The organism is Proteus sp. G4415, assembly GCF_963896075.1.
Classification (GTDB): domain Bacteria; phylum Pseudomonadota; class Gammaproteobacteria; order Enterobacterales; family Enterobacteriaceae; genus Proteus; species Proteus mirabilis.
This window is the reverse complement of the sequence record NZ_CAWQOK010000065.1, coordinates 1-22,489: the sequence shown is the minus strand read 5'-3', so window position 1 is coordinate 22,489 and position 22,489 is coordinate 1. Positions and strand designations below refer to the sequence as shown.

The 22,489-nt window shown below is 38.8% G+C and carries 24 protein-coding genes; 15 read left to right on the top strand and 9 right to left on the bottom strand.

All coding sequences use genetic code 11. The features are described 5' to 3' along the window. Window positions 1–13: 13 nt before the first annotated feature. The gene (gene nadK, locus AACU95_RS07305) at window positions 14–913 is read right to left on the bottom strand and encodes an NAD(+) kinase (protein ID WP_115286873.1); all 900 of its coding nucleotides are present in this window, start codon (window positions 911–913) and stop codon (window positions 14–16) included. 101 nt (window positions 914–1,014) lie between these two features. On the opposite strand from nadK, the gene grpE reads away from it, so the two are divergent. Then, window positions 1,015–1,626 (top strand): nucleotide exchange factor GrpE, encoded by a 612-nt coding sequence (grpE, locus tag AACU95_RS07300; protein WP_004243909.1) that lies wholly within the window; start codon window positions 1,015–1,017, stop codon window positions 1,624–1,626. Window positions 1,627–1,717: 91 nt separating this feature from the next. On the opposite strand, the gene ung is transcribed toward grpE, so the two are convergent. Next, window positions 1,718–2,398 carry a uracil-DNA glycosylase gene (gene ung, locus AACU95_RS07295; protein WP_012368143.1) on the bottom strand — a complete coding sequence of 227 codons (681 nt, stop codon included), beginning with the start codon at window positions 2,396–2,398 and terminating at the stop codon, window positions 1,718–1,720. A gap of 334 nt (window positions 2,399–2,732) precedes the next feature. On the opposite strand from ung, the gene grcA reads away from it, so the two are divergent. Then, window positions 2,733–3,116: an autonomous glycyl radical cofactor GrcA gene (gene grcA / locus AACU95_RS07290; protein ID WP_004248459.1), complete on the top strand. Its 384-nt coding sequence runs from the start codon at window positions 2,733–2,735 to the stop codon at window positions 3,114–3,116. A 150-nt stretch (window positions 3,117–3,266) separates the two neighbouring features. Here grcA and srmB read toward each other — a convergent pair whose 3' ends face one another. Then, window positions 3,267–4,622 carry an ATP-dependent RNA helicase SrmB gene (srmB, locus tag AACU95_RS07285; protein WP_004243902.1) on the bottom strand — a complete coding sequence of 452 codons (1,356 nt, stop codon included), beginning with the start codon at window positions 4,620–4,622 and terminating at the stop codon, window positions 3,267–3,269. Between the two features lie 268 nt (window positions 4,623–4,890). Here srmB and trmN point away from each other — a divergent pair, with 268 nt between their 5' ends. The 12 genes from trmN to acpS all read left to right on the top strand — a co-directional run bounded on the left by trmN (window position 4,891) and on the right by acpS (window position 15,504). Then, complete coding sequence (trmN, locus tag AACU95_RS07280) at window positions 4,891–5,649, top strand: tRNA(1)(Val) (adenine(37)-N(6))-methyltransferase TrmN (RefSeq protein WP_141192187.1); 759 nt, start codon at window positions 4,891–4,893, stop codon at window positions 5,647–5,649. Window positions 5,650–5,949: 300 nt separating this feature from the next. Further along, window positions 5,950–6,528 carry an RNA polymerase sigma factor RpoE gene (gene rpoE / locus AACU95_RS07275; protein ID WP_004243899.1) on the top strand — a complete coding sequence of 193 codons (579 nt, stop codon included), beginning with the start codon at window positions 5,950–5,952 and terminating at the stop codon, window positions 6,526–6,528. A gap of 37 nt (window positions 6,529–6,565) precedes the next feature. Further along, window positions 6,566–7,189, top strand: a complete 624-nt coding sequence (gene rseA / locus AACU95_RS07270; RefSeq protein WP_012368140.1) for an anti-sigma-E factor RseA — start codon at window positions 6,566–6,568, stop codon at window positions 7,187–7,189. 48 nt (window positions 7,190–7,237) lie between these two features. Beyond that, window positions 7,238–8,209 (top strand): sigma-E factor regulatory protein RseB, encoded by a 972-nt coding sequence (rseB, locus tag AACU95_RS07265; RefSeq protein WP_004243896.1) that lies wholly within the window; start codon window positions 7,238–7,240, stop codon window positions 8,207–8,209. A gap of 12 nt (window positions 8,210–8,221) precedes the next feature. Continuing rightward, window positions 8,222–8,686, top strand: coding sequence for a SoxR-reducing system protein RseC (rseC, locus tag AACU95_RS07260; protein WP_004243895.1), 465 nt, complete (start codon window positions 8,222–8,224; stop codon window positions 8,684–8,686). Between the two features lie 321 nt (window positions 8,687–9,007). Next, window positions 9,008–10,804 (top strand): translation elongation factor 4, encoded by a 1,797-nt coding sequence (lepA, locus tag AACU95_RS07255; RefSeq protein ID WP_004243894.1) that lies wholly within the window; start codon window positions 9,008–9,010, stop codon window positions 10,802–10,804. 14 nt (window positions 10,805–10,818) lie between these two features. Beyond that, window positions 10,819–11,790: a signal peptidase I gene (gene lepB, locus AACU95_RS07250; protein ID WP_004248458.1), complete on the top strand. Its 972-nt coding sequence runs from the start codon at window positions 10,819–10,821 to the stop codon at window positions 11,788–11,790. Between the two features lie 195 nt (window positions 11,791–11,985). After that, window positions 11,986–12,666: a ribonuclease III gene (gene rnc / locus AACU95_RS07245; protein ID WP_004248457.1), complete on the top strand. Its 681-nt coding sequence runs from the start codon at window positions 11,986–11,988 to the stop codon at window positions 12,664–12,666. Then, a complete protein-coding gene (era, locus tag AACU95_RS07240) occupies window positions 12,663–13,571 on the top strand; it encodes a GTPase Era (RefSeq protein ID WP_004243892.1) in 909 nt (302 codons plus the stop codon). Before rnc ends, era begins: the two co-directional genes overlap by 4 nt. A 12-nt stretch (window positions 13,572–13,583) precedes the next feature. Next, window positions 13,584–14,309, top strand: coding sequence for a DNA repair protein RecO (gene recO / locus AACU95_RS07235; RefSeq protein ID WP_141192341.1), 726 nt, complete (start codon window positions 13,584–13,586; stop codon window positions 14,307–14,309). An 83-nt stretch (window positions 14,310–14,392) separates the two neighbouring features. Next, window positions 14,393–15,124, top strand: a complete 732-nt coding sequence (gene pdxJ / locus AACU95_RS07230) for a pyridoxine 5'-phosphate synthase (protein WP_004243888.1) — start codon at window positions 14,393–14,395, stop codon at window positions 15,122–15,124. Then, window positions 15,124–15,504 carry a holo-ACP synthase gene (acpS, locus tag AACU95_RS07225; RefSeq protein WP_004243887.1) on the top strand — a complete coding sequence of 127 codons (381 nt, stop codon included), beginning with the start codon at window positions 15,124–15,126 and terminating at the stop codon, window positions 15,502–15,504. Before pdxJ ends, acpS begins: the two co-directional genes overlap by 1 nt. A gap of 29 nt (window positions 15,505–15,533) precedes the next feature. Here the strand turns inward: acpS and AACU95_RS07220 are convergent, their stop codons facing one another. Further along, window positions 15,534–15,794: a YfhL family 4Fe-4S dicluster ferredoxin gene (locus AACU95_RS07220; protein WP_004243886.1), complete on the bottom strand. Its 261-nt coding sequence runs from the start codon at window positions 15,792–15,794 to the stop codon at window positions 15,534–15,536. A 312-nt stretch (window positions 15,795–16,106) separates the two neighbouring features. Here AACU95_RS07220 and tadA point away from each other — a divergent pair, with 312 nt between their 5' ends. Continuing rightward, entirely contained in the window at window positions 16,107–16,637 is a 531-nt protein-coding gene (tadA, locus tag AACU95_RS07215) for a tRNA adenosine(34) deaminase TadA (protein WP_141192299.1), read from the top strand. Between the two features lie 19 nt (window positions 16,638–16,656). Here tadA and AACU95_RS07210 read toward each other — a convergent pair whose 3' ends face one another. The 5 genes from AACU95_RS07210 to AACU95_RS07190 all read right to left on the bottom strand — a co-directional run bounded on the left by AACU95_RS07210 (window position 16,657) and on the right by AACU95_RS07190 (window position 22,315). Then, a complete protein-coding gene (locus AACU95_RS07210; protein WP_004248452.1) occupies window positions 16,657–17,205 on the bottom strand; it encodes a fimbrial protein in 549 nt (182 codons plus the stop codon). Further along, window positions 17,205–18,278, bottom strand: coding sequence for a fimbrial protein (locus AACU95_RS07205; RefSeq protein WP_017627959.1), 1,074 nt, complete (start codon window positions 18,276–18,278; stop codon window positions 17,205–17,207). The genes AACU95_RS07210 and AACU95_RS07205 overlap by 1 nt, the downstream gene beginning before the upstream one ends. A gap of 25 nt (window positions 18,279–18,303) precedes the next feature. Next, window positions 18,304–19,068, bottom strand: a complete 765-nt coding sequence (locus AACU95_RS07200; protein WP_036970969.1) for a fimbrial biogenesis chaperone — start codon at window positions 19,066–19,068, stop codon at window positions 18,304–18,306. Between the two features lie 31 nt (window positions 19,069–19,099). Further along, window positions 19,100–21,586, bottom strand: a complete 2,487-nt coding sequence (locus AACU95_RS07195) for a fimbria/pilus outer membrane usher protein (protein WP_036970971.1) — start codon at window positions 21,584–21,586, stop codon at window positions 19,100–19,102. A 174-nt stretch (window positions 21,587–21,760) separates the two neighbouring features. After that, the gene (locus tag AACU95_RS07190) at window positions 21,761–22,315 is read right to left on the bottom strand and encodes a fimbrial protein (protein ID WP_004248449.1); all 555 of its coding nucleotides are present in this window, start codon (window positions 22,313–22,315) and stop codon (window positions 21,761–21,763) included. Window positions 22,316–22,489 lie beyond the last annotated feature (174 nt).

Genomic DNA, 22,489 nt, shown 5'->3' with positions numbered 1-22,489 from the left:
CGAGGCACAAAAATCAGAACATTTTTTTTGACCAACCTAATTTTGAGCTGAGTGTATTAAAATAGTTGTAGTCAGTTGGGTGGACTAAGTTAAGTTTTTGTCGACTCCGCTTAATAATTACCTCATCCCCTTCTTTGATAGGTAATACAAGCTGACTATCACAACTGACTTCATAATCAATATTGGTTTGTGAGAATTTTAAGCGAATTTGACTGTCGCTACTAATGACTAAAGGGCGTGAAGAGAGCGTATGGGGAAACATCGGAACCAGCGCAATCGCATCAAGATTAGGTGTAAGAATAGGGCCACCTGCAGAGAGTGAATACGCCGTCGATCCGGTTGGTGTGGTAATAATTAGACCATCAGAACGTTGTGAAAATGCAAAACGATCATCAATATAGACTTCAAACTCAATCATATGCGCCACTTTGCCGGGGTGAAGTACGACTTCATTAATGGCGGTGCCAATCCGTGTTCTTTGTCCTTCAGCACAGACACGAGCTTCAAGTAAGAAGCGTTTTTCTTCACGATAATGGCCTGTTAATACATTAGTTAATTGTTGTAATGCGTTATCAGGATCAAGATCGGTCAGAAAACCTAAGTTACCGCGGTTTACACCAATCACTTTGATATTATAGCGCGATAAAACACGGGCGGCGCCTAGCATATTGCCATCACCCCCAACAACAATAACCAGATCAGCGAGTTTGCCGACTTGTGTTAAATCACCCGTTTGTGTATCGGTGAGTTTTAATTCTTCAGCAACTTGGGTATCGATAATGACGTCATATCCTTTATCAAGGAGCCAATAATAGAGCATTTCATGTGTCGAAAGTGCTTCAGGATGGCGGGGATGACCGACGATGCCAATGCATTTAAATTGTTTTTCTTCCGTTACGGTATTATCTGGCATTTTTTTTACCCTCGTTTAGCGCCTATTCCTTGAAACCCGTTTATTGATCCCCATAATAAACTAAATATGAAGATGAATACTAAAACTACGCGGAGATATTCATGAGTAGTAAAGAACAAAACGTACATGAAGAGCAAGTCTCAAAAGAAAAAGAAGGAATGGAATCGGTAATGAATGAATCTCAAGAGCAAGTGAAAAGCGAAGACGCTCAGGCGGAGTTTGATGCACAAGCTGAGTTAGTTCAAGCGCTTGCACGCGTTGATGAGCTGGAAAAACAGTTGCAGCAATCACAAAAAACGGAACGTGAAGCGATGATCCGTGCTCAAGCCGAAATTGAGAATATTCGCCGTCGTACTCAACAGGATGTTGAAAAAGCACATAAATTTGCGCTTGAGAAATTTTCTAATGAGCTACTACCTGTATTGGATAATTTAGAGCGTGCTTTATCTGCCGCTGATCATGAAAATGAACAAATGAAACCGATGATTGAAGGTTTAGAGTTAACCCTGAAATCATTCTTAGATGCGGTGCGTAAGTTTGGTATCGAAGTCGTTGAAGAAAAAAATGTCGCCTTCAATCCTGAAGTACACCAAGCGATGACATTAATTGATAGCCCTGAGCATGAAGCAAACCATGTGGTTGATGTGATGCAAAAAGGCTATACCTTAAATGGTCGTCTATTACGTCCAGCAATGGTAGTGGTATCGAAATAAGAACCATAATTCTTATATCAATGCGCCAATAAGTCAGGGCGTGGGATAAGTAAACCGCACTTTTGTGCGGTTTTGTGTTTTTATCACTAGCTTATTCAATAGGATCAAGTTGCCAATTAATGGGCGTGCGTCCTTGTTGCGCTAATAGATTATTGGTTTGTTTAAAATGACCACAGCCTAAAAAACCACGATGTGCAGAGAGTGGTGAAGGGTGAGGGGCTTTTAAGATAAAGTGTTTATTAGTATCAATAAAACGACCTTTTTTCTGAGCATGAGCGCCCCAAAGTAGGAAAATAACGCCTTCACGACGTTGATTAATTTGTTCGATAACCGCGTCAGTAAAAACTTCCCAACCATAGTTAGCATGAGAGTGAGCTTGGCCTTTCTCTACTGTAAGAACGGTATTAAGTAGTAATACCCCTTGTTGAGCCCAGCTCTCAAGATAACCATGATTAGGTCGTTTGAAGTCAGGGTATTCTTGTTCAAGCTCTTTATACATATTAACTAATGAAGGGGGAGCCGGAACGCCGGGACGTACAGAAAAGGAAAGCCCATGGGCTTGATTGGGGCCGTGGTAAGGATCTTGACCTAAAATCACAACATTAACATTTTCAAAGGGAGTGAAGCGAAAAGCGTTAAATACATCTTCTTGTGGAGGATAAATTATTTTGCCTGCTTGTCTTTGTTGTGCGACTTGAGACAAAATTTGCTGAAAATAGGGTTTTTCTTTTTCAGCACCTATTACATCATGCCAAGTTAATGGTGTAGTCATAACATAAAATCCTTGTTGATATCTTATGGGGCTAAGCTTACCGATTTCACCCATGGAAAGAAAATGTTCCGTCTCGAAAAAATCGAATTAATTGTTATTTAAAAAATTTTTTGAAAATTTACAAAAAAAATTGCAATTGCATGGGTTGTAATTATTGATTTAAAACAAGACTTTGCACCATTACCCGTTATGTCCTTATCAATTTTATTGATATTTATCAAAGAATGACGCCATTTATACTGGTATATAAGTAAACAGAAACATTGGTTAGACCAAATACCCAAATTCTGATATGCCATTAGAATTTGATTTTGTGCCCACATTGGAGGTCGAAATGATTACTGGTATCCAAATTACTAAAGCTGATAACGACGATTTATTACATTCTTTTTGGTTGTTAGATGATGAAAACGGCGAAGCACGTTGTATTTGTGCAAAAAAAGGCTTTGAAGAAGGCCAAGTTGTTAGCCGTGATGCATTAGGCAACATCGAATACCGTGAAGTACCGGTAGAATCTAAACCGGTAGTACGTGTAGAAGGTGGTCAACACCTAAACGTTAACGTATTAAGCCGTGAAACATTAGAAGATGCCGTTAACAATCCTGAGAAATATCCTCAATTGACTATTCGTGTATCCGGCTATGCAGTGCGTTTTAACTCACTGACACCAGAACAACAACGTGATGTAATTACTCGTACTTTCACTGAAAGCCTGTAATTTTCACTAAAAATCATTAAGTAATGATAGAACCTGGTATGTTTATATCAGGTTTTTTTGTTTATCAATAAAGAAGATAATATAAAAAACCGCCGTTATTTAATAACGACGGTTTTTTATTATGGTTCAAAGTAACGTAAAGAAGACAGATTATTGTTGCTCTGTTTTTATATGATTAGTTTTTTCCGCAGTGATGGTGGTTTTATCAGTAGCGGTTTTACGGCGTTTACCAATATTTTTACGATCGCGTGCGCGTACTTTCTCTTTTACGTTTTTTTTCTCTTCTACTTTTTTCGCTTTGCGTTTTGCTAATACTTTTTTAGAAGGCTTAAATGATGCTTTTTGACTAGGGGCTTTAGTCACTGGACGTAATTGGGCTACAACACGATATTTAATCGGCTCTTGGATATAACGGCTAATTTTACCAAGTAGCGGATAATCGTGTGCTTCAACTAATGAAATGGCAGTCCCTTTACGACCCGCTCGACCTGTACGGCCAATACGGTGCAAATAAACATCAGCTGTGCGCGGTAAGTCAAAGTTAAAGACGTGGGTGATATCTTCTAAATCAAGACCTCGAGACGCCACATCTGTCGCAATCAGCACATGCATTTTGCCAGACTCTACACGTTTAATCGCTTCGTTACGTTGTGTTTGAGCCATTTCGCCTTCAAGGTAGCTGGCTTTGATACCTTGTTTTTCTAATGCTGCGGCTAACTCTCTGACTCGCTCTCTTTTACGTACAAAAACAATCGATTTTTTAACTTCTTCTTGTTTGAGTAAATGTGCAAGTAAGGCAGTTTTATGGTCAAGATTATCTGCATGATAGTAAAATTGTTGAATTTTTTTACGCTCACGACGAGAAGGGTCAGCGTTCAGTTCAACCGGTTCATTAAGAATTCGCTGTGCAAAATCAATCACAGCATTGCCTTCTAATGTGGCTGAAAAGAGTAATGTTTGTTTACGCCAACGAGTTTCCCCAGCAATAGTTTCAATATCGTTAGCAAAACCCATATCTAACATACGATCAGCTTCATCGAGGATCAGCATTTCAACAGCACGACAGTCAAAGTTCTCTTCTTTGATGTACTGCAATAAGCGACCTGTTGTGGCAACAACAATATCTTGGTTCTCACTAAAAACTTCTGCGTGATTCATATAAGCAACACCGCCGGTGATAGTGGCGATGTCTAGATGGGTATGAGCGCATAATTCTTTTGCTTGATCAGCGACTTGCATAGCAAGTTCACGGGTTGGTGTTAAGATCAGAACACGAGGTGGCCCTGATTTTTTTCGTGGATAATCAAGTAAATGTTGAATAGCAGGAAGTAAGAATGCCGCTGTTTTCCCTGTACCCGTTGGTGCAGAGCCTAATATATCACGTCCTTCCATTGCGGCAGGGATAGCTTCTGCTTGGATAGCAGTAGGACGTTGATATCCTTTTTCTTCTAATGCGGTCAATAAACTTTCATCAAGTTCAAGACTGGAAAATGTCGTGGCTGTCATTGTATACCTCTATTTAGGGCGCGGATTTTGACATTATCCTCTGTTAAAAGCCAGAGGATTTACCGCTATCACATTATATATCATCGATTGTTCCAGCTATGTGTTGTTTTTTAGGCTTAAAGTCAATAAGCAAGCATCGAATATAAAGCGTTTAATGTTAAGATAGAGGTAGCAAAAAAGTTATCTTACCATATATCGCTTTTTCTATTATATGGATTGCATTCATTCTAAGAATAGAAAGAGTTATACAAATCATTAGAGCGATTCAATGAAGCAAAAGAAAGTAAAGAAAGCAGGTTTACGCAAAGGCGGGTTTACATTTAAACAATTTTTTGTCGCTCATGATAAGTGTGAAATGAAAGTGGGTACTGATGGCGTTTTATTAGGTGCTTGGGCGCCTATCACTAAAGCAAAAACGGTGCTTGATATTGGTACGGGAAGTGGATTAATTGCCTTGATGTTAGCGCAACGTGCCCCGCAGGTTGAGCGTATTGATGGTATTGAACTTGATGAAGATGCCGCATTACAGGCGCGTGAAAATGCGCTCCAATCACAGTGGAGTTCGTTAATCCATATTTATCATCATGATATTTATCAATATGCGCAACAAGCGCCAACTCGCTATGATCTTATTGTGAGTAATCCACCCTATTTTGAGCCAGCGGTTGCATGCCGTAACCAAGAGCGCGAGCAAGCCCGTTATACGAAAACATTGACCCATGAAGGTTTGCTTGACAGTGCACAACAACTTATTACAGATGAAGGCCTATTTTGTGTGGTGTTACCCTATTTAATCGGTGAACAGTTTATTGAAATCTCACAAAGAAAAGGGTGGAATGTCGTACAGCGAGTCAATATTAAAGATAGTGCAGATAAGCCTTACCATCGCATATTGCTAGCCTTTCAAAGACAGTATCAAGGCGAAACTAAACCATGTAATATTGAAGAGCTGATTATCCGCAATAATGACGGTCATTACACAACCCAGTTCCAATCTTGGGTCACAGATTTTTATTTATATTATTAAAGACTAATGTTGCCGTTAATATTACATTGTTTAAGATTGTATATATTGTTGTAAATAAAGGTATATATTTAAATTATCACATTGTGTTATCGCTTTTTTCTTGGCAAATTGCAGATTGGTTGGTGATTACAACGACAGTTTTTTGTGATTCATCTCTTATTATTATAATTGAATTGAACTTCATTCTATTTTAATGCTCTAACGTAAGTAGCTCATAAAAACGAGAAGGAATAACGAGAGTAATATGACGGAGTCATTGAAAAATAGTTTGAGGCTTGACTTCGGGAGAGTCCATCTCTAATGAGCGAGCAGTTAACGGACCAAATGTTGGTCGAGAAGGTACAACTGGGTGACCAGAAAGCGTTTAACTTGCTAGTTATCCGCTATCAGCACAAGGTAGCAAGTCTGATTTCCCGTTATGTACCTCAGGGTGATGTGCCAGATGTTGCACAAGAAGCCTTTATAAAAGCCTATCGAGCTATTGGATCATTCCGTGGTGATAGCGCATTTTATACATGGCTTTATCGCATCGCTGTGAATACAGCTAAAAATTATCTGGTAGCACAAGGGCGGCGTCCGCCTTCAAATGACTTAGATGCGAGTGATGTTGAAAATTTTGAAACATCAAACGCATTAAAAGAAATTTCGAACCCTGAGAATTTAATGTTGTCTGAAGAGTTACGGAGAGTAGTTTTTCAAACCATAGAGTCGTTACCCGAAGATTTAAGGGTTGCTATTACACTTCGGGAACTTGACGGCTTAAGCTATGAAGAGATAGCCGTTATTATGGATTGCCCTGTAGGTACGGTTCGTTCACGTATTTTTAGGGCGCGAGAAGCTATTGATAATAAGGTTCAACCATTAATACAAGAGTTATAAGATGGCTGAACCCTCATTTACTGAAGGGTACTTTTACATGCAAAAAGAGAAACTTTCTGCATTTATGGATGGCGAAGTTCTTGATAAAGAATTAATGGGATCGATTGCCCGTGATGAATCTATGAAAGAAACATGGCAACGTTACCACTTAGTTCGTGATGCAATGCGTGGTGATGTAGGAGAGGTTATCCACTTTGATATCGCAAGTCGCGTAGCACTCGCTTTAGAAAATGAGCCAGTCCGCATAAGTCCTGAACAACAGCAAGAGCAGCAACCTGCGCCTTCTCAATGGCGTCAGCACTCTTTCTTACAAAAATTACGTCCTTGGGCTAGCCAGTTAACACAAATTGGTGTTGCTGCCTGTGTGTCATTAGCTGTCATTGTGGGTGTTCAGCAATATAATGGCAACAATAGCGCTGAGGATTTCCAAGTTGATACGCCGGTGTTTAATACTCAACCTATTATGGGGAATGGGGCACCAGTCAGCTTAAATTTACAAAGTGATAATTTAGGCCAAAACCAACAAACACGTCTACAAGAGCGTAATCAACGCCTTGGACTTATGTTGCAACAGTATGAGTTAGATCGCCGTATCTACAATGCACCACAAGATGAAGTGCCTGTAGCATCGCAAAACACAACTCAGCAACAGGCTCAGTAATCATTGTGGTATCAATTTATAATTACGTGTAGGAACAATAGAGTCGTAATGAAAAAATCATGGTTATCCGCTTTACTTTTAGCGGGTTACCTATCAATACCAACACAAGCCTTGGCACAACCTCAAATAGGAAATGCCGAGGCTTTGTTGCAAAAGATGGGTAATACAACGCAAACCGCTACTTACGAATTATCTTTTATTAATATCAATTCTCAAGGTATTGTTCCTATTCGTTATCGTCATGCACTTGTCGATGGTAAACCTGTGGCACAATTGATGCAGATGGATAGCACTCGTCGAGAAATCGTGCAACGAGGGAATGAAATCAGTTATTTTGAACCAGGTTTAGATGCGTTTAGTTTGCGTAATGAACATATCGTTGATTATCTCCCTGCTATCATTTATCAAAATTTTGCTGAACTCGCTGAGTATTACAATTTTATTGATGCGGGAAGAACGCATATCGGCGACATTCCAAGTCGTGTTGTTCGTGTGCTATCAAAAAATAATGACCGTTATGAATATGTCTTATTTATTGATGAAGAGAGATATTTGCCATTAAGGGTTGATCTGCTTGATAAAAATAATGACGTTATTGAACAATTTCGGGTGATCACCGCTAATCAAAATAAAGAAATCATCAGTGAGTTAGATTCACTCAATAAAGTGAATATGCCCCCGCTATTGTTGATCCCCAAAGCCACTCAAGCACTGAATTACAATTGGCGTGTGACAACGTTACCTGAAGGATTTAAAGAGGTAAAACGTAGCAATCATCAAATTGCTGAAAATGAATTTAGCCAATCTATTTTATATAGTGACGGCTTATTCGATTTCTCTATTTATGTTAACAAAAGTGGTCAGCAATTAAATTCCCCCGAACGTGATAAAGCATTGAGATATGGCCGTAATACAATTTATACCTATGATAAAGATGGCAATGAAATTACCTTTATTGGACAATTGCCATTTATAACAGCACAGAAAATCGTCAACAGTGTGGTGTTTACCAAAAAGTAAAAGGTATAAGTTATGGTTAAAGAGTGGGCAACAGTCGTACATTGGCAACAAGGGAGGGCTTTACTACGTTATGGCTCATCGTCCGGTTGCGGGAGTTGCCAAGCTCGAGCAGCTTGTGGCTCTTATTTATTAAATAAAATAGGCCCTGAAACTGTTCATCAGTTAGAACTTCCTGTTGAACAACCTTTAGTGGTGGGGCAAAAAGTGGAAGTTGGTATCCCAGAAAATAGTTTACTTCGCTCCGCTATGTTGGTTTACCTTACTCCTTTGCTGGGATTATTTATCGTTGCAGGGATAGCCAGCCTGTGGCTTTCTAGTGAGTTGGCTATTTTTTGTAGTGGTTTAGTGGGGGGAGTGTTAGGCTTTTTATTAGCTAAAAATATTGCCCGCTGGTGGAGTAAAGATGAAGGATTTGAACCTATTATTTTACAAATAGGACTTCCACCTAATGAATTGCAAGTACAATATCAAGAATAATGATAAAGAATGAATATGATAAAAAATGGGGCATAGGCTCCATTTTTTTGTTATTAAACTTATTTTATGGTTCTGATCTTTTTTATTGATAGATAAAAATCAAATTTCTATCTAGTGAAAGTGCAGTTACGCTGCATAAATAAAGGTAAGCTTTATCATAAATGTTTGTGTTTGATGAACGTTTCTTTGAGTATAATGTCTCTAGTGTGTAGAATGCGTCATCAATCATAACTCCTGCAATATAGAGTTTTCGCTTTGTGTCCATGAACGACGCTAAAGCCAGATTTATAGAGCAAAGCAATAGAGAAAAATAATTTCAGAATGAAAAACATACGTAACTTTTCCATTATCGCACATATTGACCACGGTAAATCGACGTTATCAGATCGAATTATTCAAATTTGTGGTGGCTTAACAGATCGTGAAATGGCTGCGCAGGTTCTTGATTCTATGGATCTTGAGCGTGAGCGTGGTATCACCATCAAAGCACAAAGCGTAACACTCAATTATACCGCTGATGACGGTGAAGTTTATCAGCTTAACTTTATCGATACGCCAGGACACGTTGACTTCTCTTATGAGGTTTCTCGCTCTCTTGCCGCTTGTGAAGGTGCTTTACTGGTTGTCGATGCAGGGCAAGGGGTTGAAGCCCAAACATTAGCAAACTGTTATACGGCGATAGATATGGATCTTACTGTCGTTCCGGTATTGAATAAAATTGACTTACCTGCCGCAGAGCCTGAGCGTGTCGCTGAAGAGATTGAAGATATTGTCGGTATTGATGCGACCGATGCAGTGCGTTGTTCTGCTAAAACCGGCGTGGGTGTAAAAGAAGTGATTGAACGTCTGGTGAAAGAAATACCTGCGCCAGAAGGCGATCCTGACGCGCCTCTACAAGCACTTATTATTGACTCTTGGTTTGATAATTACCTTGGTGTTGTCTCACTTATCCGGATCAAAAACGGTAAAGTCAACAAAGGCGATAAAATCAAAGTGATGAGTACAGGGCAAGTTTATAATATCGACCGTATTGGTATTTTTACGCCTAAACAAGTTGATACAACATCGCTAAGTTGCGGTGAAGTAGGCTGGGTAGTTTGCGGTATTAAAGATATTCTTGGTGCACCTGTTGGGGATACATTAACAGCCGCACAGAAGCCTGCAGACAAACCATTACCGGGCTTTAAAAAAGTCAAACCACAGGTTTATGCGGGGTTATTCCCGGTCAGTTCTGACGATTATGAATCATTCCGTGATGCATTAGGAAAATTAAGCTTAAATGATGCGTCACTCTTTTATGAGCCGGAAAGTTCATCCGCATTAGGATTTGGTTTCCGTTGTGGTTTCTTAGGCCTTCTCCATATGGAGATTATCCAAGAGCGCCTAGAGCGTGAATATGATCTTGACCTGATCACCACAGCACCAACAGTAGTTTATGAAGTGGAAATGACCAATGGTGATATCATCATGGTTGATAGCCCATCAAAACTGCCGGCACTGAACAATATTGAAGAGATCAGAGAGCCTATTGCGGAATGTCATATGTTACTACCGCAAGAATACTTAGGTAATGTGATTACTTTATGTGTCGAAAAACGCGGCGTTCAAACTAATATGGTCTATCATGGTAATCAGGTTTCATTAACTTATGAAATTCCGATGGCTGAGGTGGTATTAGATTTCTTTGACCGTTTAAAATCAACCTCTCGCGGTTATGCTTCGTTAGATTATAACTTCCTGCGTTTCCAAGGCTCCAACATGGTACGTGTTGATGTCTTAATTAATGGTGAGAGAGTCGATGCACTTGCATTAATCACCCATAATGATAACGCACCGTATCGTGGACGTGAGTTGGTGGAAAAAATGAAAGAATTCATTCCACGTCAACAGTTTGATATTGCGATCCAAGCTGCAATTGGCAATCATATTATTGCTCGTTCAACTGTTAAACAGTTACGTAAAAACGTATTAGCTAAATGTTATGGTGGTGACGTTAGCCGTAAGAAAAAACTGTTGCAGAAACAGAAAGAAGGTAAAAAACGTATGAAGCAAATTGGTAATGTCGAGTTACCACAAGAAGCGTTTTTAGCCATACTGCATGTTGGTAAAGATAAATAATTTAAGGAGAAAATATGGCTAGCACGTTTGCCTTGATCCTAACGTTGGCAACGCTAATTACGGGTATTTTTTGGTGTATAGATCGTTTTAAATTAAAGCCAGCCCGTAAAGCGAAGTTAAAACGTTTACAAGAGTTAACGCAGGGAAGTGAGGATCAGCAAGAGTTAGCAAAATCGATTAATAAACCAAGCTGGGCAGAGACATTAGGCTCTCTGTTTCCTGTATTGGCGATTGTATTGATTTTGCGTTCCTTTGTGTATGAGCCGTTTCAGATCCCATCTCGTTCGATGATGCCAACTTTATTAGTCGGTGATTTCATCTTGGTTGAAAAATTTGCTTATGGATTAAAAGATCCTATTACACAAACAACCTTGATTAGTACGGGTAAACCTAAACGTGGTGATATTGCGGTATTTAAATACCCACGTGATCCATCAACTGACTTTATTAAACGGGTGATTGGTTTACCGGGGGATAAAATAGTGTATGACATGACGTCGAAGAAATTACACATTTACCCAAATTGTAATAAAGCAATATGTGATGATGAAATAGCGGTAACCTATGGTACAGCGTATCCTAGTGAATGGACATTACTGTTACAAAGTGTACCTGGTGGTCAACGTATTAGCGGTATGAAATCGATTCCGATTGAAGAGCCAATTTCTACAGCTACGCAATTTCGCCAAGAAGAGAGAATTGAAACGATTGGTGATGTCTCTCATCGTATTATGACTATTCCGGGAGATGTTACTGTACCTGAATTTATTCAACCGGGATTACCTCAAGGTACGTGGATTGTCCCTGAAGGTCAGTATTTTATGATGGGTGATAACCGTGATGGTAGTTCAGATAGTCGTTTCTGGGGCTTTGTGCCTGAGCAAAACTTAGTCGGTAAAGCCACAACGATTTGGATGAGCTTCGAGAAACAAGAAAATGAATGGCCTACAGGTGTTCGTTTCAGCCGTATTGGTGGCATTAAGTAATTTTTAACAAAATAGCTACAGCATTCCTTTCTATCTCAGTGTAGAATATGCCACTTCTTTAAACATGATTGGCTCCTGTATAAACAGGAGCCAGTGCAAACGCAACAGTTCTGTTATTCAACCCGATAATATCTCGTTGTTTTTAAACAGGTTTGTTGCGTGTGCTTCAAATTAAGTAATGGAAATTGATCGCACATGAATACTCTATTAGTTAACCAGTTACAAAAAAAACTGGGTTATACTTTTAAACAAAACGAATTACTTTTACAGGCACTTACTCACCGTAGTGCAAGTAGTAAACATAATGAACGCTTAGAATTTTTAGGTGATTCAATTCTAAGTTATGTCATTGCTAATGCGCTTTACCATCGTTTCCCTCGTGTCGATGAAGGGGATATGAGCCGGATGCGTGCAACCTTAGTGCGAGGTAATACCCTCGCTGAACTAGCACGTGAATTTGAACTCGGTGAATGTTTACGGTTAGGGCCGGGAGAATTAAAAAGCGGTGGTTTTCGTCGCGAATCTATTTTGGCCGACACAGTAGAAGCGTTAATTGGTGCTATTTTTCTTGATAGTGATATTCAAAATATCGAAAATATCATCTTAAAATGGTATGAGAATCGCTTGGCTGAAATCAGTCCGGGTGATAAGCAAAAAGATCCTAAAACTCGCTTGCAAGAATATTTGCAAGGACGTCATTTACCACTACCTTCTTATGTTGTTGTACAAGTACGTGGTGAAGCTCATGACCAAGAGTTTACGATCCATTGTCAGATAAGCGGTATCGACCAACCTGTTAAAGGGATGGGTACAAGCCGTCGTAAAGCCGAACAAGCCGCTGCTGAACAGGCATTAATACAATTGGAGCTTGAATGAGCGAAGAACAAACCTATTGCGGATTTATTGCGATAGTCGGTCGCCCTAATGTAGGGAAATCAACATTACTGAACCAATTATTGGGGCAGAAAGTTTCTATTACTTCACGTAAGCCACAAACCACCCGTCACCGTATCATGGGTATTGATACTGATGGTGCATATCAGGCTATTTACGTGGATACCCCAGGCTTGCATATTGAAGAAAAGCGAGCCATTAACCGTTTAATGAACCGTGCAGCAAGTAGCTCTATTGGTGATGTTGAACTGGTTATTTTCGTTGTCGAAGGAACCAATTGGACGCCTGATGACGAAATGGTATTAAACAAATTAAAATCACTACGTTGTCCTGTGCTATTAGCGATTAATAAAGTTGATAACGTTACAGATAAAACCAAGTTACTGCCACATATTGGTTTTTTAAGTCAACAAATGGATTTTCTAGATGTAGTGCCGATTAGTGCTGAAAAAGGCATGAATGTCGATACTATTGCTAAAATAGTGCGTAACTGTTTACCTGAAGCCATTCATCATTTCCCAGAAGATTATATTACTGATCGCTCTCAACGTTTTATGGCGTCAGAAATTATTCGTGAAAAATTGATGCGCTTTTTAGGTGAAGAATTACCTTATTCTGTGACGGTTGAAATTGAACAATTTGTTACTAACGATCGCGGTGGATATGATATTCACGGTTTGATTCTGGTTGAACGTGAAGGCCAGAAGAAAATGGTGATTGGTAATAAAGGCGCTAAAATTAAAAAAATCGGTACGGAAGCCCGCATGGATATGGAAGATTTATTTGAAAACAAAGTTCATCTTGAACTTTGGGTGAAAGTAAAAGCGGGTTGGGCGGATGATGAACGTGCTTTACGTAGCCTTGGCTATGTGGACGATTTAAAATAGTAGGTTACTGAAGTGGAAGGCTGGCAACGTGCATTTGTTATCCATGCTCGGCCTTACAGTGAAACGAGTTTATTGCTCGATTTTTTCACTGAGAATGAAGGGCGAGTGCGCATATTGTCAAAAGGTGCGCGCGGCCGTCGCTCTCCTTTAAAAGGAGCTCTTCAACCTTTTACTCCCTTGCTCATTCGTTGGAGTGGGCGAGGTGAGATAAAAACCCTCCGTGATGCTGAGCCTATCTCTTTAGCATTACCATTAACAGGCACAGTACTTTACAGTGGTCTGTATCTCAATGAATTACTTTCTCGTGTTTTGGAAAATGGCACATCATATAGCACGCTTTTTTTCGAATACTTATCTTGTTTGCAAATCCTTGCTGCCAGTGAAACCACGCCAGAAGCTGCTCTAAGGCGCTTTGAATTAGCGTTATTAACGCAATTGGGTTATGGCCTAGACTTTTTGCATTGTGCAGGAAGTGGTGAACCTGTTTCTGATACCATGACTTATCGATACCGAGAAGAAAAAGGCTTTATTGCCAGTTTGGTGGTTGATCACTATAGTTTTACTGGATTGGAATTAAAATCGCTGGCAAAACGAGAATTTCCTACGGCTGGCACATTGAAAGCAGCAAAAAGGTTTACACGAATGGCATTGAAACCTTATTTAGGTGGAAAACCATTAAAAAGTAGAGAGCTGTTTCGGCAATTTGCTATTAAAAAGTGTGCGAAAAAAGCGTATTGATAGAGGATAAATAATATTGTCTTTTTCTTCTCTATGGAATGTGTAAACTAAGGTAATACAACGTTATTTTTCAGGAGAAGAGCATGTCTGATATTCTACTTGGCGTTAATATTGACCATATTGCAACCCTACGTAATGCCCGTGGTACAACTTATCCCGATCCGGTTCAAGCGGCATTTATTGCGGAACAAGCGGGTGCTGATGGGATCACTATTCATTTACGTGAAGACAGACGTCATATTACCGATCGTGATTTAATGCTGATCAGCCAAACGGTTCAAACAAGATTAAATTTAGAAATGGCGGTAACAGAAGAGATGATTGAGATTGCTTGCCAAACTCAACCTGATTTTTGTTGTTTAGTGCCTGAAAAACGCCAAGAAGTGACCACAGAAGGTGGTTTAGACGTGGTGGGTAATGAAGAGAAAGTGGCTGATGCGATTAAACGTTTATCATTAGCGGGGATTAAAGTCTCTTTATTTATTGATCCTGACCATGAGCAAATTAATGCAGCAGATCGTGTCGGCGCTCCTTTTATTGAAATTCATACTGGTGCTTATGCTGACGCTGAAGATGAACAGGCTCAAGAGAAGGAGTTTGTTCGCATTCGTGATGCGGTAACCTATGCAGCGTCTAAAGGTTTAAAAGTCAATGCAGGTCATGGTTTGCATTATCATAATGTACAACGTATTGCTGCATTACCTGAACTTTATGAACTCAATATTGGTCATGCGATTATTGGTCGAGCGGTATTTAGTGGGCTTGCACCAGCCGTTGAAGAAATGAAACGCCTAATGAGAGAAGCGCGTCGCTAATGGCTATTGTTGGTATAGGTATGGATATCGTTGAGATATCACGTATTGAAGAGATAATAGGGCGTTCAGGAGAACGCCTCGCGCGACGTATTCTTACTGATAATGAATGGATTATATATCAATCACATAAACAACCTGTTCGTTTTTTAGCTAAACGATTTGCGGTAAAAGAAGCCGCAGCCAAAGCATTAGGTACAGGCATTCGCTTAGGATTGGCATTTAACCATTTTGAAGTCGCTAATGATGAATTAGGTAAACCAACATTGCACTTTTTAGCTGTGGCAAAAGAGATGGCGCAAAAAGCGGGAATAAATGCTATTCACGTGACACTGGCTGATGAGCAACGTTACGCATGTGCAACCGTTATTTTAGAAAAATAACGCTTAAATTTATTCCCGATTGCGTTTGCTTAGATTTTGTCAGCGTGGTGGATCAGTACAAACTTTTCCCATAATTCATCTTGCGATTCAGTATGAGCAGGATCGATGATAATTGTATTCGTGATAGGGCATACCGACTGACAAGTCGGTTTATCATAATGTCCTACACATTCAGTGCAAAGATCAGGATTGATTTCATAAATATCATTCCCCATTGAAATGGCATCGTTAGGACATTCGGGTTCGCACATATCGCAGTTGATGCATTTCTTCGTAATTAGTAAAGCCATATCAGTCACTTAATATATAAATTATTAAATTACAGTAACTTATATCTTGCACTTATATGTTACTTTTAGTTTATTGGTTGTATTTTTACTGCAAATTGACAGTGTTACTACAAATAATAGAGCACTGCCACACAAAATAAATACACAATTATATACAAAAGAGTGTGAGATTATCATATACGTGAAAGATTCTAAATATATTGATGTTGCAGAGGGGAATATCTTTTATAACATTTCACACGCTAATATCTTTAGTTATCAATCTAAAACAGGCTACAATACCGCGCTGTATAATAATGAAGAGATGTTCTTGTGAATAAAATTAAAGATGATATTTATTGGATGCATAAAGCGATTGAGCAGGCACATAAAGCACAACAACTCGGTGAAATTCCTGTAGGAGCCGTGTTAGTCGCTGATAATAAAATCATTGCTAAAGGTTGGAATCACTCCATTATTGATAATGATCCTACTGCACATGCGGAAATTATGGCATTGCGTAAAGGTGGGAAACATCTACAGAATTATCGCCTACTTGACGCCACATTATATATCACGTTAGAGCCTTGCGTTATGTGCGCTGGAGCAATTGTACATAGTCGTGTAAAAAGAGTGGTCTATGGTGCATCTGATCTAAAAACAGGTGCCGCAGGCTCATTTATTGATATTTTGCAACATCCCGGGATGAACCATAAAGTTGAAATAACATCGGGGGTTTTAGGTGAGGAGTGCGCACAACTCTTGAGCCAGTTTTTTAAGATGAAAAGGGCAGAGAAAAAACAACTGAAACAACAGCAACGTTTAATTACTCAAGGCTTAATCATACAAGAGAAAGCCAAATAGCATCTATTTGGCTTAATTGTTATTGGTAATTGAGTGTATAGGTTGCTTGTGCTTGAAATGGTCCTGTGAGTATCGTTTGATTTTGAATAGCTGATGATGTTGCTTCAACATAGGCCATAAAATCAAATTGTACTCGTTTATTATTAAGCTGTTGAGGAGCACTTGGTTTTTTTAATTCAATAATATTATGTGCCTTGTCGGTAAAAGCGATGCCAATACTTTTCGGATCTTCTGAGCCACTCCCAGTAACGGCTATATGATTGGGCATTGTTGAATGCGCTTGACCATCTAATGTGATAGTGACACTTTTATAAATATCTTGGCTACAATTTTCTAAACTGATACTAAAAGCAACGGGGTTGCTTTTTTGTAGTGAATAGAGATCTTTTGCAGATATTTGTTTGAAATCAATAACTTTATTTTCATCTCCCGCAACAATCGTACAGCCATGTGCAACAACAACACCTTTAAATTCCATCTCTCCACCAATAATATCAGTGGCAGCAAAAGTGCTAGGAGAGAGCAATAACAAGCAAGTTATAGCTGACTTTATTATGCTGTTTTTCATTACATAAACTCCGCAATGAGTGTCGCATGAGCTGAAAATTCACCTTCAGTAATTTTACTGCCCGCTTTGGCGATGGGGGCTGCACTTACTTCCCAATTTCCGTTGAAATTATTGAGTTTGCCAACTGAAAAATATTGGTTAGGTGGGATAATCGTACCTGACTTATCTCTTAATACGATACCTAAGTTACTTCTATCTACAGAGCCTGTTGTACCAAGGTAATTAGAATTAAAACTCGCAATACCTGAGCTACCAGTCTGAACTTTAAACATTATTCTGCTATTAGGATCAGTAAAGCTTCCCCCTTCGCATTTGATGGGGATGTTGCGAGTAATTTTGTAGTTTTGCCCATTGAGATAATCAGAGGTATTTCCCACATTACCAAAGTCAAAGGTAATTGGTGAACCATTATTAAAGATACATTTATCTTTAGTGGTAATGATCCCCGAGGTGATCACTAATTTAGAAATAGGCTCTGAACCATAGGTTTTTGGCGTACCGCTGTGACTTACCATGGCATACATTTGTGCAAGAGATTGCCCATTAAGACTGACACCATTAATAATGGGTTTTCTTAAACGGAAAGTGAGTTGACCGCTACTTCCTGAGGAAATATGCGGTTTAGGTGAAGAGGGGACTCTGCAACCTTGTTGGTTATTTCTATTATTAGGTATGTCAGAAAAGGGCACTGTGGGTAAAGGATTAGGCCCCCAAATTTCAAAATTAATTTTGATATCAACATACTCATTTAATTGATAAAAGTTATTACCAACAGGGGGTAAATCAGTCGTTGCTTTAAAATAGGTTAATGCACGATCATAGATACGTGAGTTAGGACAATATACTGTCCCATCATAGCGATCAGGCAACGAAAAGTTTACTGTTGCTAATTCTCCCGCTTTGTTATTAGGAAAGGTGGTGTGATCTAATACTGCATAGAAAATATTAGGGCCACCATTAGTTCTCACTTCACCTTGTAAATAAGCAATTGCGTGCAACGGCATTAAAGAAACAATGCCGGCACAAAATAGCATTACTGATTTGGAATGAATGTTTTTTTTATTGAGGATCATTTTATTCCTACCGGCATCAAGTTTATTAATATTTAGGTTGTTGATCTTTAGGGGCTACTTTGCAGCTATCTTGCTGACATACAAATTTGAGCTCTGGGTGTCCACCGTAATCATTTACATACATCATATAAAACTGATTAACGTTACTGGTTTTTACTGGTATATCCAGTGAAGCTTTTGGCGCAACCATTAATCCGGGGAAGGTGGTTAATTTATCGCTATCCTCACCATTTAATTTATTAGAAAGTGAGATAATCGTGATGTAATAAGGGGTTGGATTATTAACAATAAATTTATTACCTTGTTTTTTAAACACCAGTTGATCTTGCCAAACCATTCCCGGTTTTTCAGGTACTATGGCACTAGGGCGATAGAATAATTTAATGCGTGACTGCATCGCCATCTGTAATACGTTGGCTTGTTTTGGTGCGGGTGGAATTTCACGCACATTTAAATAAAACAGTGATTCTCTATCTTGAGGTAATAGCCCAACTTCAGCTGTTTTTGTAATGCGAACTACGCCTTTTTGAGCACCATCAAGGCGTTGTAACGGTGGAAGTGCCACTAAGGGTGAAGAGATCTTCTGCCCATTTTCATTTTCAACCCAAGATTGCGCTAAAAAAGGAATATCAGGGCTGGTATTTTTTAAATTAACACTGGCTGAGTTTTCATTACCCGTTAATACAATACGAGTTCTATCTAGTGAAACACCCGCTTGTGTTGGATTCACTAGACTCAGTGCCAGCAAAGAGCCACAAAATAGTGTTTTTAGTGTGCTGAATGAGTTCATGTTAATTATCTCTCATTATTAATTTTATTTGTTAACGATCCTGACAAACGAGCGATTGATGTTTTAAGGGATCTGTTATTTCCGCGGGAATGGCAATTGAACATTGTGTTTTACCGTTCCAAATTACATTTAATGATTCATTAAGGTTAACACCCGCAATATAAACAAGGCCTTCTTCCATCACCATACCAATACTTTCCCCTTTTTGATTGGTGACTTCTGCACCAAAAGGAGGGTATTTATTATCAGTTGTCTGTAAGACAGCCATTAAGCGTTCACCTTGACGAACCGGAAATTGGTAATAACCAATGGCACCTTCTGTTAAGGTTGTTGAAGCAATGGCCTTACGTGTTTCAATATCTTGATCCATCTTATCGACGTCAATACGTGCATCAACATTGTTATAACTTGTTAAGTCGGTTAGTACGCCAATGCCGAAGCGGTTCGTAGTCGTGCTTTGACCATTAAAGGGCACCCCTGCAACACCATCAGTATCCACCATTATTCTTGCGGTGCTAGAGGTCATACTGCTACTGTGTAATGCAGCTCCATAACGAGTAGCAGTAAAACCGCCTTTTATCGTTGCGCCCACGGCTAAGTAATTATCTTGTTGATAGCTTGCATTGGCATTGATTTCTGCATACTGAGAACGATGTTGATAATAACCATCGGTATTGGCTTTCTTATCCGAACTTAAGCCTGCTCTTATGCGCCATAAATTATTATAATCGCGATTATCAGCATAAGAGGCCATTTGTGTCACTTTGCCATTATTATCTTGCAAGTTATAACCAATATTGCGACCACTTCCTAATGGTAGTGAAATATTAAAAGAGAGCGTATCGTCAGTATTCCCTTTATATTGGGTACGAAATGCTGACAAGTTGGTATTGATTTGCTCAATCCCCATAATGGAAAAATTACGACTTACTGTGACACCATACTGCTCTTGAGTATTTTTATCCCAGTAATTTTGGTGGCGATAAGAGAGATAGAGGGTGGTCGATTTCTCTGCATCATCAGCCCAAAAAGTTTTATTACCGGTAATGGTGTACATTTCTTTTTCATAGCCATTATTATTGATGCCGTTATAACGCTCATCAATATACTGAGAAAAAGAGCGAAATGTTTTTTCTGAGAAACGATAACCTGCAAAAGTAATGGTACTGTGGTACTCATCAAAAGTTTTTGCATAGTTTAGTTTAAAAGACATCCCATTGATCTTTTCATTATCATAGGTTTTGCTATAAGACTGTGTAATATCGCCAGAAAGGGTACCAAAACGTCCCATATCATGGCCGATACCTAAAGACCATGCGTTATAATCTTTAGCGGTAAGTAAAGCACCACCATAGAGAGACCATGTATTATTCATCCCCCATGAAAAATCCCCTTGATAGAAAATAGGGCCTTGCATTTTATGGTTGTTCACGGATGACTGTCCCAGTGAGGTATTAAAACGCACAGATCCTGGGCGAGTCATATAAGGCAAATTAGCGGTTTGCACTTGAAATTCGTTAATCTTACCATTTTGCTCTTCAACTCTAACATCGAGTTGACCCTGTACGGTATTTTGTAGATGGTTAATCACGAAAGGGCCAGCAGGTACGGTTGTCTCATAAATTAAACGTCCATTTTGGGTTACCGTCACTTTTGCATTGGTATTGGCGATGCCATGAATTTCAGGTGCATAGCCTTGGAGAGAAGGGGGTAACATTCTCTCATCGCTTTGTAAATTGGCTCCTGTAAAACGGAAACTATCAAAAATTTGAGAGTTTAAATAAGTTTCCCCAACCGTTAATTTAGCGGCGAGATCAGGTAATGGCTTATAGGCATAAATTTGGTTCCAATCAAAACGATTGTTAGATGAATATTCAGAAGAATAATTGCCTTGATATTCAGCTCGTAAACGCCATTCACCCAAGTTTAATCCCGCTTGGCCATAACCAGTTAAGGTATTGTTATTATTGCCTTTATTAGGTCGAGTTGACGTTCCTGTTAATGTATAATCAAAAATAAGCCCAGAGACCCCGCTATCCCAAAGCTCCGGAGGTGTCCAATCAGATTCTTCATATTTCATTAATGAGCGCGGTAACGTGATATCAAGTACACCACCATCATTTTTAATCGAGATACCGGGTAATTGGCTAATATCAAAACAATCTGGTGATATTTGTTTGATATATTTTTGGTTTTCTTGGTTGATTGTTAACTTTTTTAAAAGAGTAGGGTCGATACAAGCCACGGAATGATTATCTGCTACTTCAATATAATTAATATTTTGGCGAGGAAAGTCGCGACCATTTAGACGAATATCTAAATAGTACATACCCGGAATGATATAATTTGAGGTAGAAAAACGTGAAAGGTCGACATTATCGCGATCTTCCGCGTCTAGCATATGAATGTTAAATTCCACAGAATCGTCCTGCTCTGCTTGTGAGAAAAACGCCAAGCTTAATAGCAAAGTCGCACAAATGGTCTTCCATATTGTGTGGGGTGAATAAGGAATTAACATGAATAAACGCCTAATTATTATATTAAATAAAAAGTAATTAAATAATAAATATTTATTTAATTACTTTTCATTTTTATTAAATTGAAGTGTTTTATTGAATTTAACGCAGAGGAAATCCTCTGCGTTTTCGCAGTAATTACTTATTTATTAATTTAGATATTTAAATCAATATGATTACTGATAATCAACTTGGAAGTTGATAACGGCTTGGAATTCACCTGGCGTTACTTTAGCGTCAGCTGATTCAGCTTGAACATAAGCAACGAATGGGATTTTTGATACACCGTTAATTAATTGTACTGGTGTAGTTGCAGTATTCCATTTAACTGCTTTACTACCCGCATCCATTAAGCCAATACCTGCGCCAGATGCGTTACCAGAAACAAAAGAGGCTAAATCTTTATTTACAGCGTTAACAACACTTGGTGTATAGCTAACTGTGGCAGTTTTCGCTACAGTTGTATCACAGTCTTGTAATTCAATATCTTTTTTGATATTTCCTGCTTTTTGCTGATTTGCTAATGCAGAAGTTGGAATTTCACTGAAATCAACAATTACAGGGCTTGAAGATGCTGCTAATCCACATGCTGAATTAACAATTTCACCTTTTAATTGAATTTCGCCTTTAGTTGAACTTACTTTTGGTGCAGGCGTTTCATTTTCAGCTGTAGCAACAGAATTAATACCAAATACTAAAGCCGCAGCCAAAGCAATTTTACTCAGTTTCATTATAGATGATCCCTTGAAGGTAGTACGTATTATTATTGACTAAAAATAAAAATAGTATTGATGTCCAAATGTAAAAATTGATGTACATTACATTTTTCATCAAGTCGGATAATGACTGGTTTATATGATATCAGTAAAAATACTATCAGTGATATAAGATTTTGTTAGTTTGTG

Coding starts and splice junctions, on each gene's coding strand:
- nadK (WP_115286873.1), bottom strand. CDS start 913: ATGCCAGATAATACCGTAACGGAAGAAAAACAATTTAAATGCATTGGC.
- grpE (WP_004243909.1), top strand. CDS start 1,015: ATGAGTAGTAAAGAACAAAACGTACATGAAGAGCAAGTCTCAAAAGAA.
- ung (WP_012368143.1), bottom strand. CDS start 2,398: ATGACTACACCATTAACTTGGCATGATGTAATAGGTGCTGAAAAAGAA.
- grcA (WP_004248459.1), top strand. CDS start 2,733: ATGATTACTGGTATCCAAATTACTAAAGCTGATAACGACGATTTATTA.
- srmB (WP_004243902.1), bottom strand. CDS start 4,622: ATGACAGCCACGACATTTTCCAGTCTTGAACTTGATGAAAGTTTATTG.
- trmN (WP_141192187.1), top strand. CDS start 4,891: ATGAAGCAAAAGAAAGTAAAGAAAGCAGGTTTACGCAAAGGCGGGTTT.
- rpoE (WP_004243899.1), top strand. CDS start 5,950: ATGAGCGAGCAGTTAACGGACCAAATGTTGGTCGAGAAGGTACAACTG.
- rseA (WP_012368140.1), top strand. CDS start 6,566: ATGCAAAAAGAGAAACTTTCTGCATTTATGGATGGCGAAGTTCTTGAT.
- rseB (WP_004243896.1), top strand. CDS start 7,238: ATGAAAAAATCATGGTTATCCGCTTTACTTTTAGCGGGTTACCTATCA.
- rseC (WP_004243895.1), top strand. CDS start 8,222: ATGGTTAAAGAGTGGGCAACAGTCGTACATTGGCAACAAGGGAGGGCT.
- lepA (WP_004243894.1), top strand. CDS start 9,008: ATGAAAAACATACGTAACTTTTCCATTATCGCACATATTGACCACGGT.
- lepB (WP_004248458.1), top strand. CDS start 10,819: ATGGCTAGCACGTTTGCCTTGATCCTAACGTTGGCAACGCTAATTACG.
- rnc (WP_004248457.1), top strand. CDS start 11,986: ATGAATACTCTATTAGTTAACCAGTTACAAAAAAAACTGGGTTATACT.
- era (WP_004243892.1), top strand. CDS start 12,663: ATGAGCGAAGAACAAACCTATTGCGGATTTATTGCGATAGTCGGTCGC.
- pdxJ (WP_004243888.1), top strand. CDS start 14,393: ATGTCTGATATTCTACTTGGCGTTAATATTGACCATATTGCAACCCTA.
- acpS (WP_004243887.1), top strand. CDS start 15,124: ATGGCTATTGTTGGTATAGGTATGGATATCGTTGAGATATCACGTATT.
- AACU95_RS07220 (WP_004243886.1), bottom strand. CDS start 15,794: ATGGCTTTACTAATTACGAAGAAATGCATCAACTGCGATATGTGCGAA.
- AACU95_RS07210 (WP_004248452.1), bottom strand. CDS start 17,205: ATGAAAAACAGCATAATAAAGTCAGCTATAACTTGCTTGTTATTGCTC.
- AACU95_RS07205 (WP_017627959.1), bottom strand. CDS start 18,278: ATGATCCTCAATAAAAAAAACATTCATTCCAAATCAGTAATGCTATTT.
- AACU95_RS07200 (WP_036970969.1), bottom strand. CDS start 19,068: ATGAACTCATTCAGCACACTAAAAACACTATTTTGTGGCTCTTTGCTG.
- AACU95_RS07195 (WP_036970971.1), bottom strand. CDS start 21,586: ATGTTAATTCCTTATTCACCCCACACAATATGGAAGACCATTTGTGCG.
- AACU95_RS07190 (WP_004248449.1), bottom strand. CDS start 22,315: ATGAAACTGAGTAAAATTGCTTTGGCTGCGGCTTTAGTATTTGGTATT.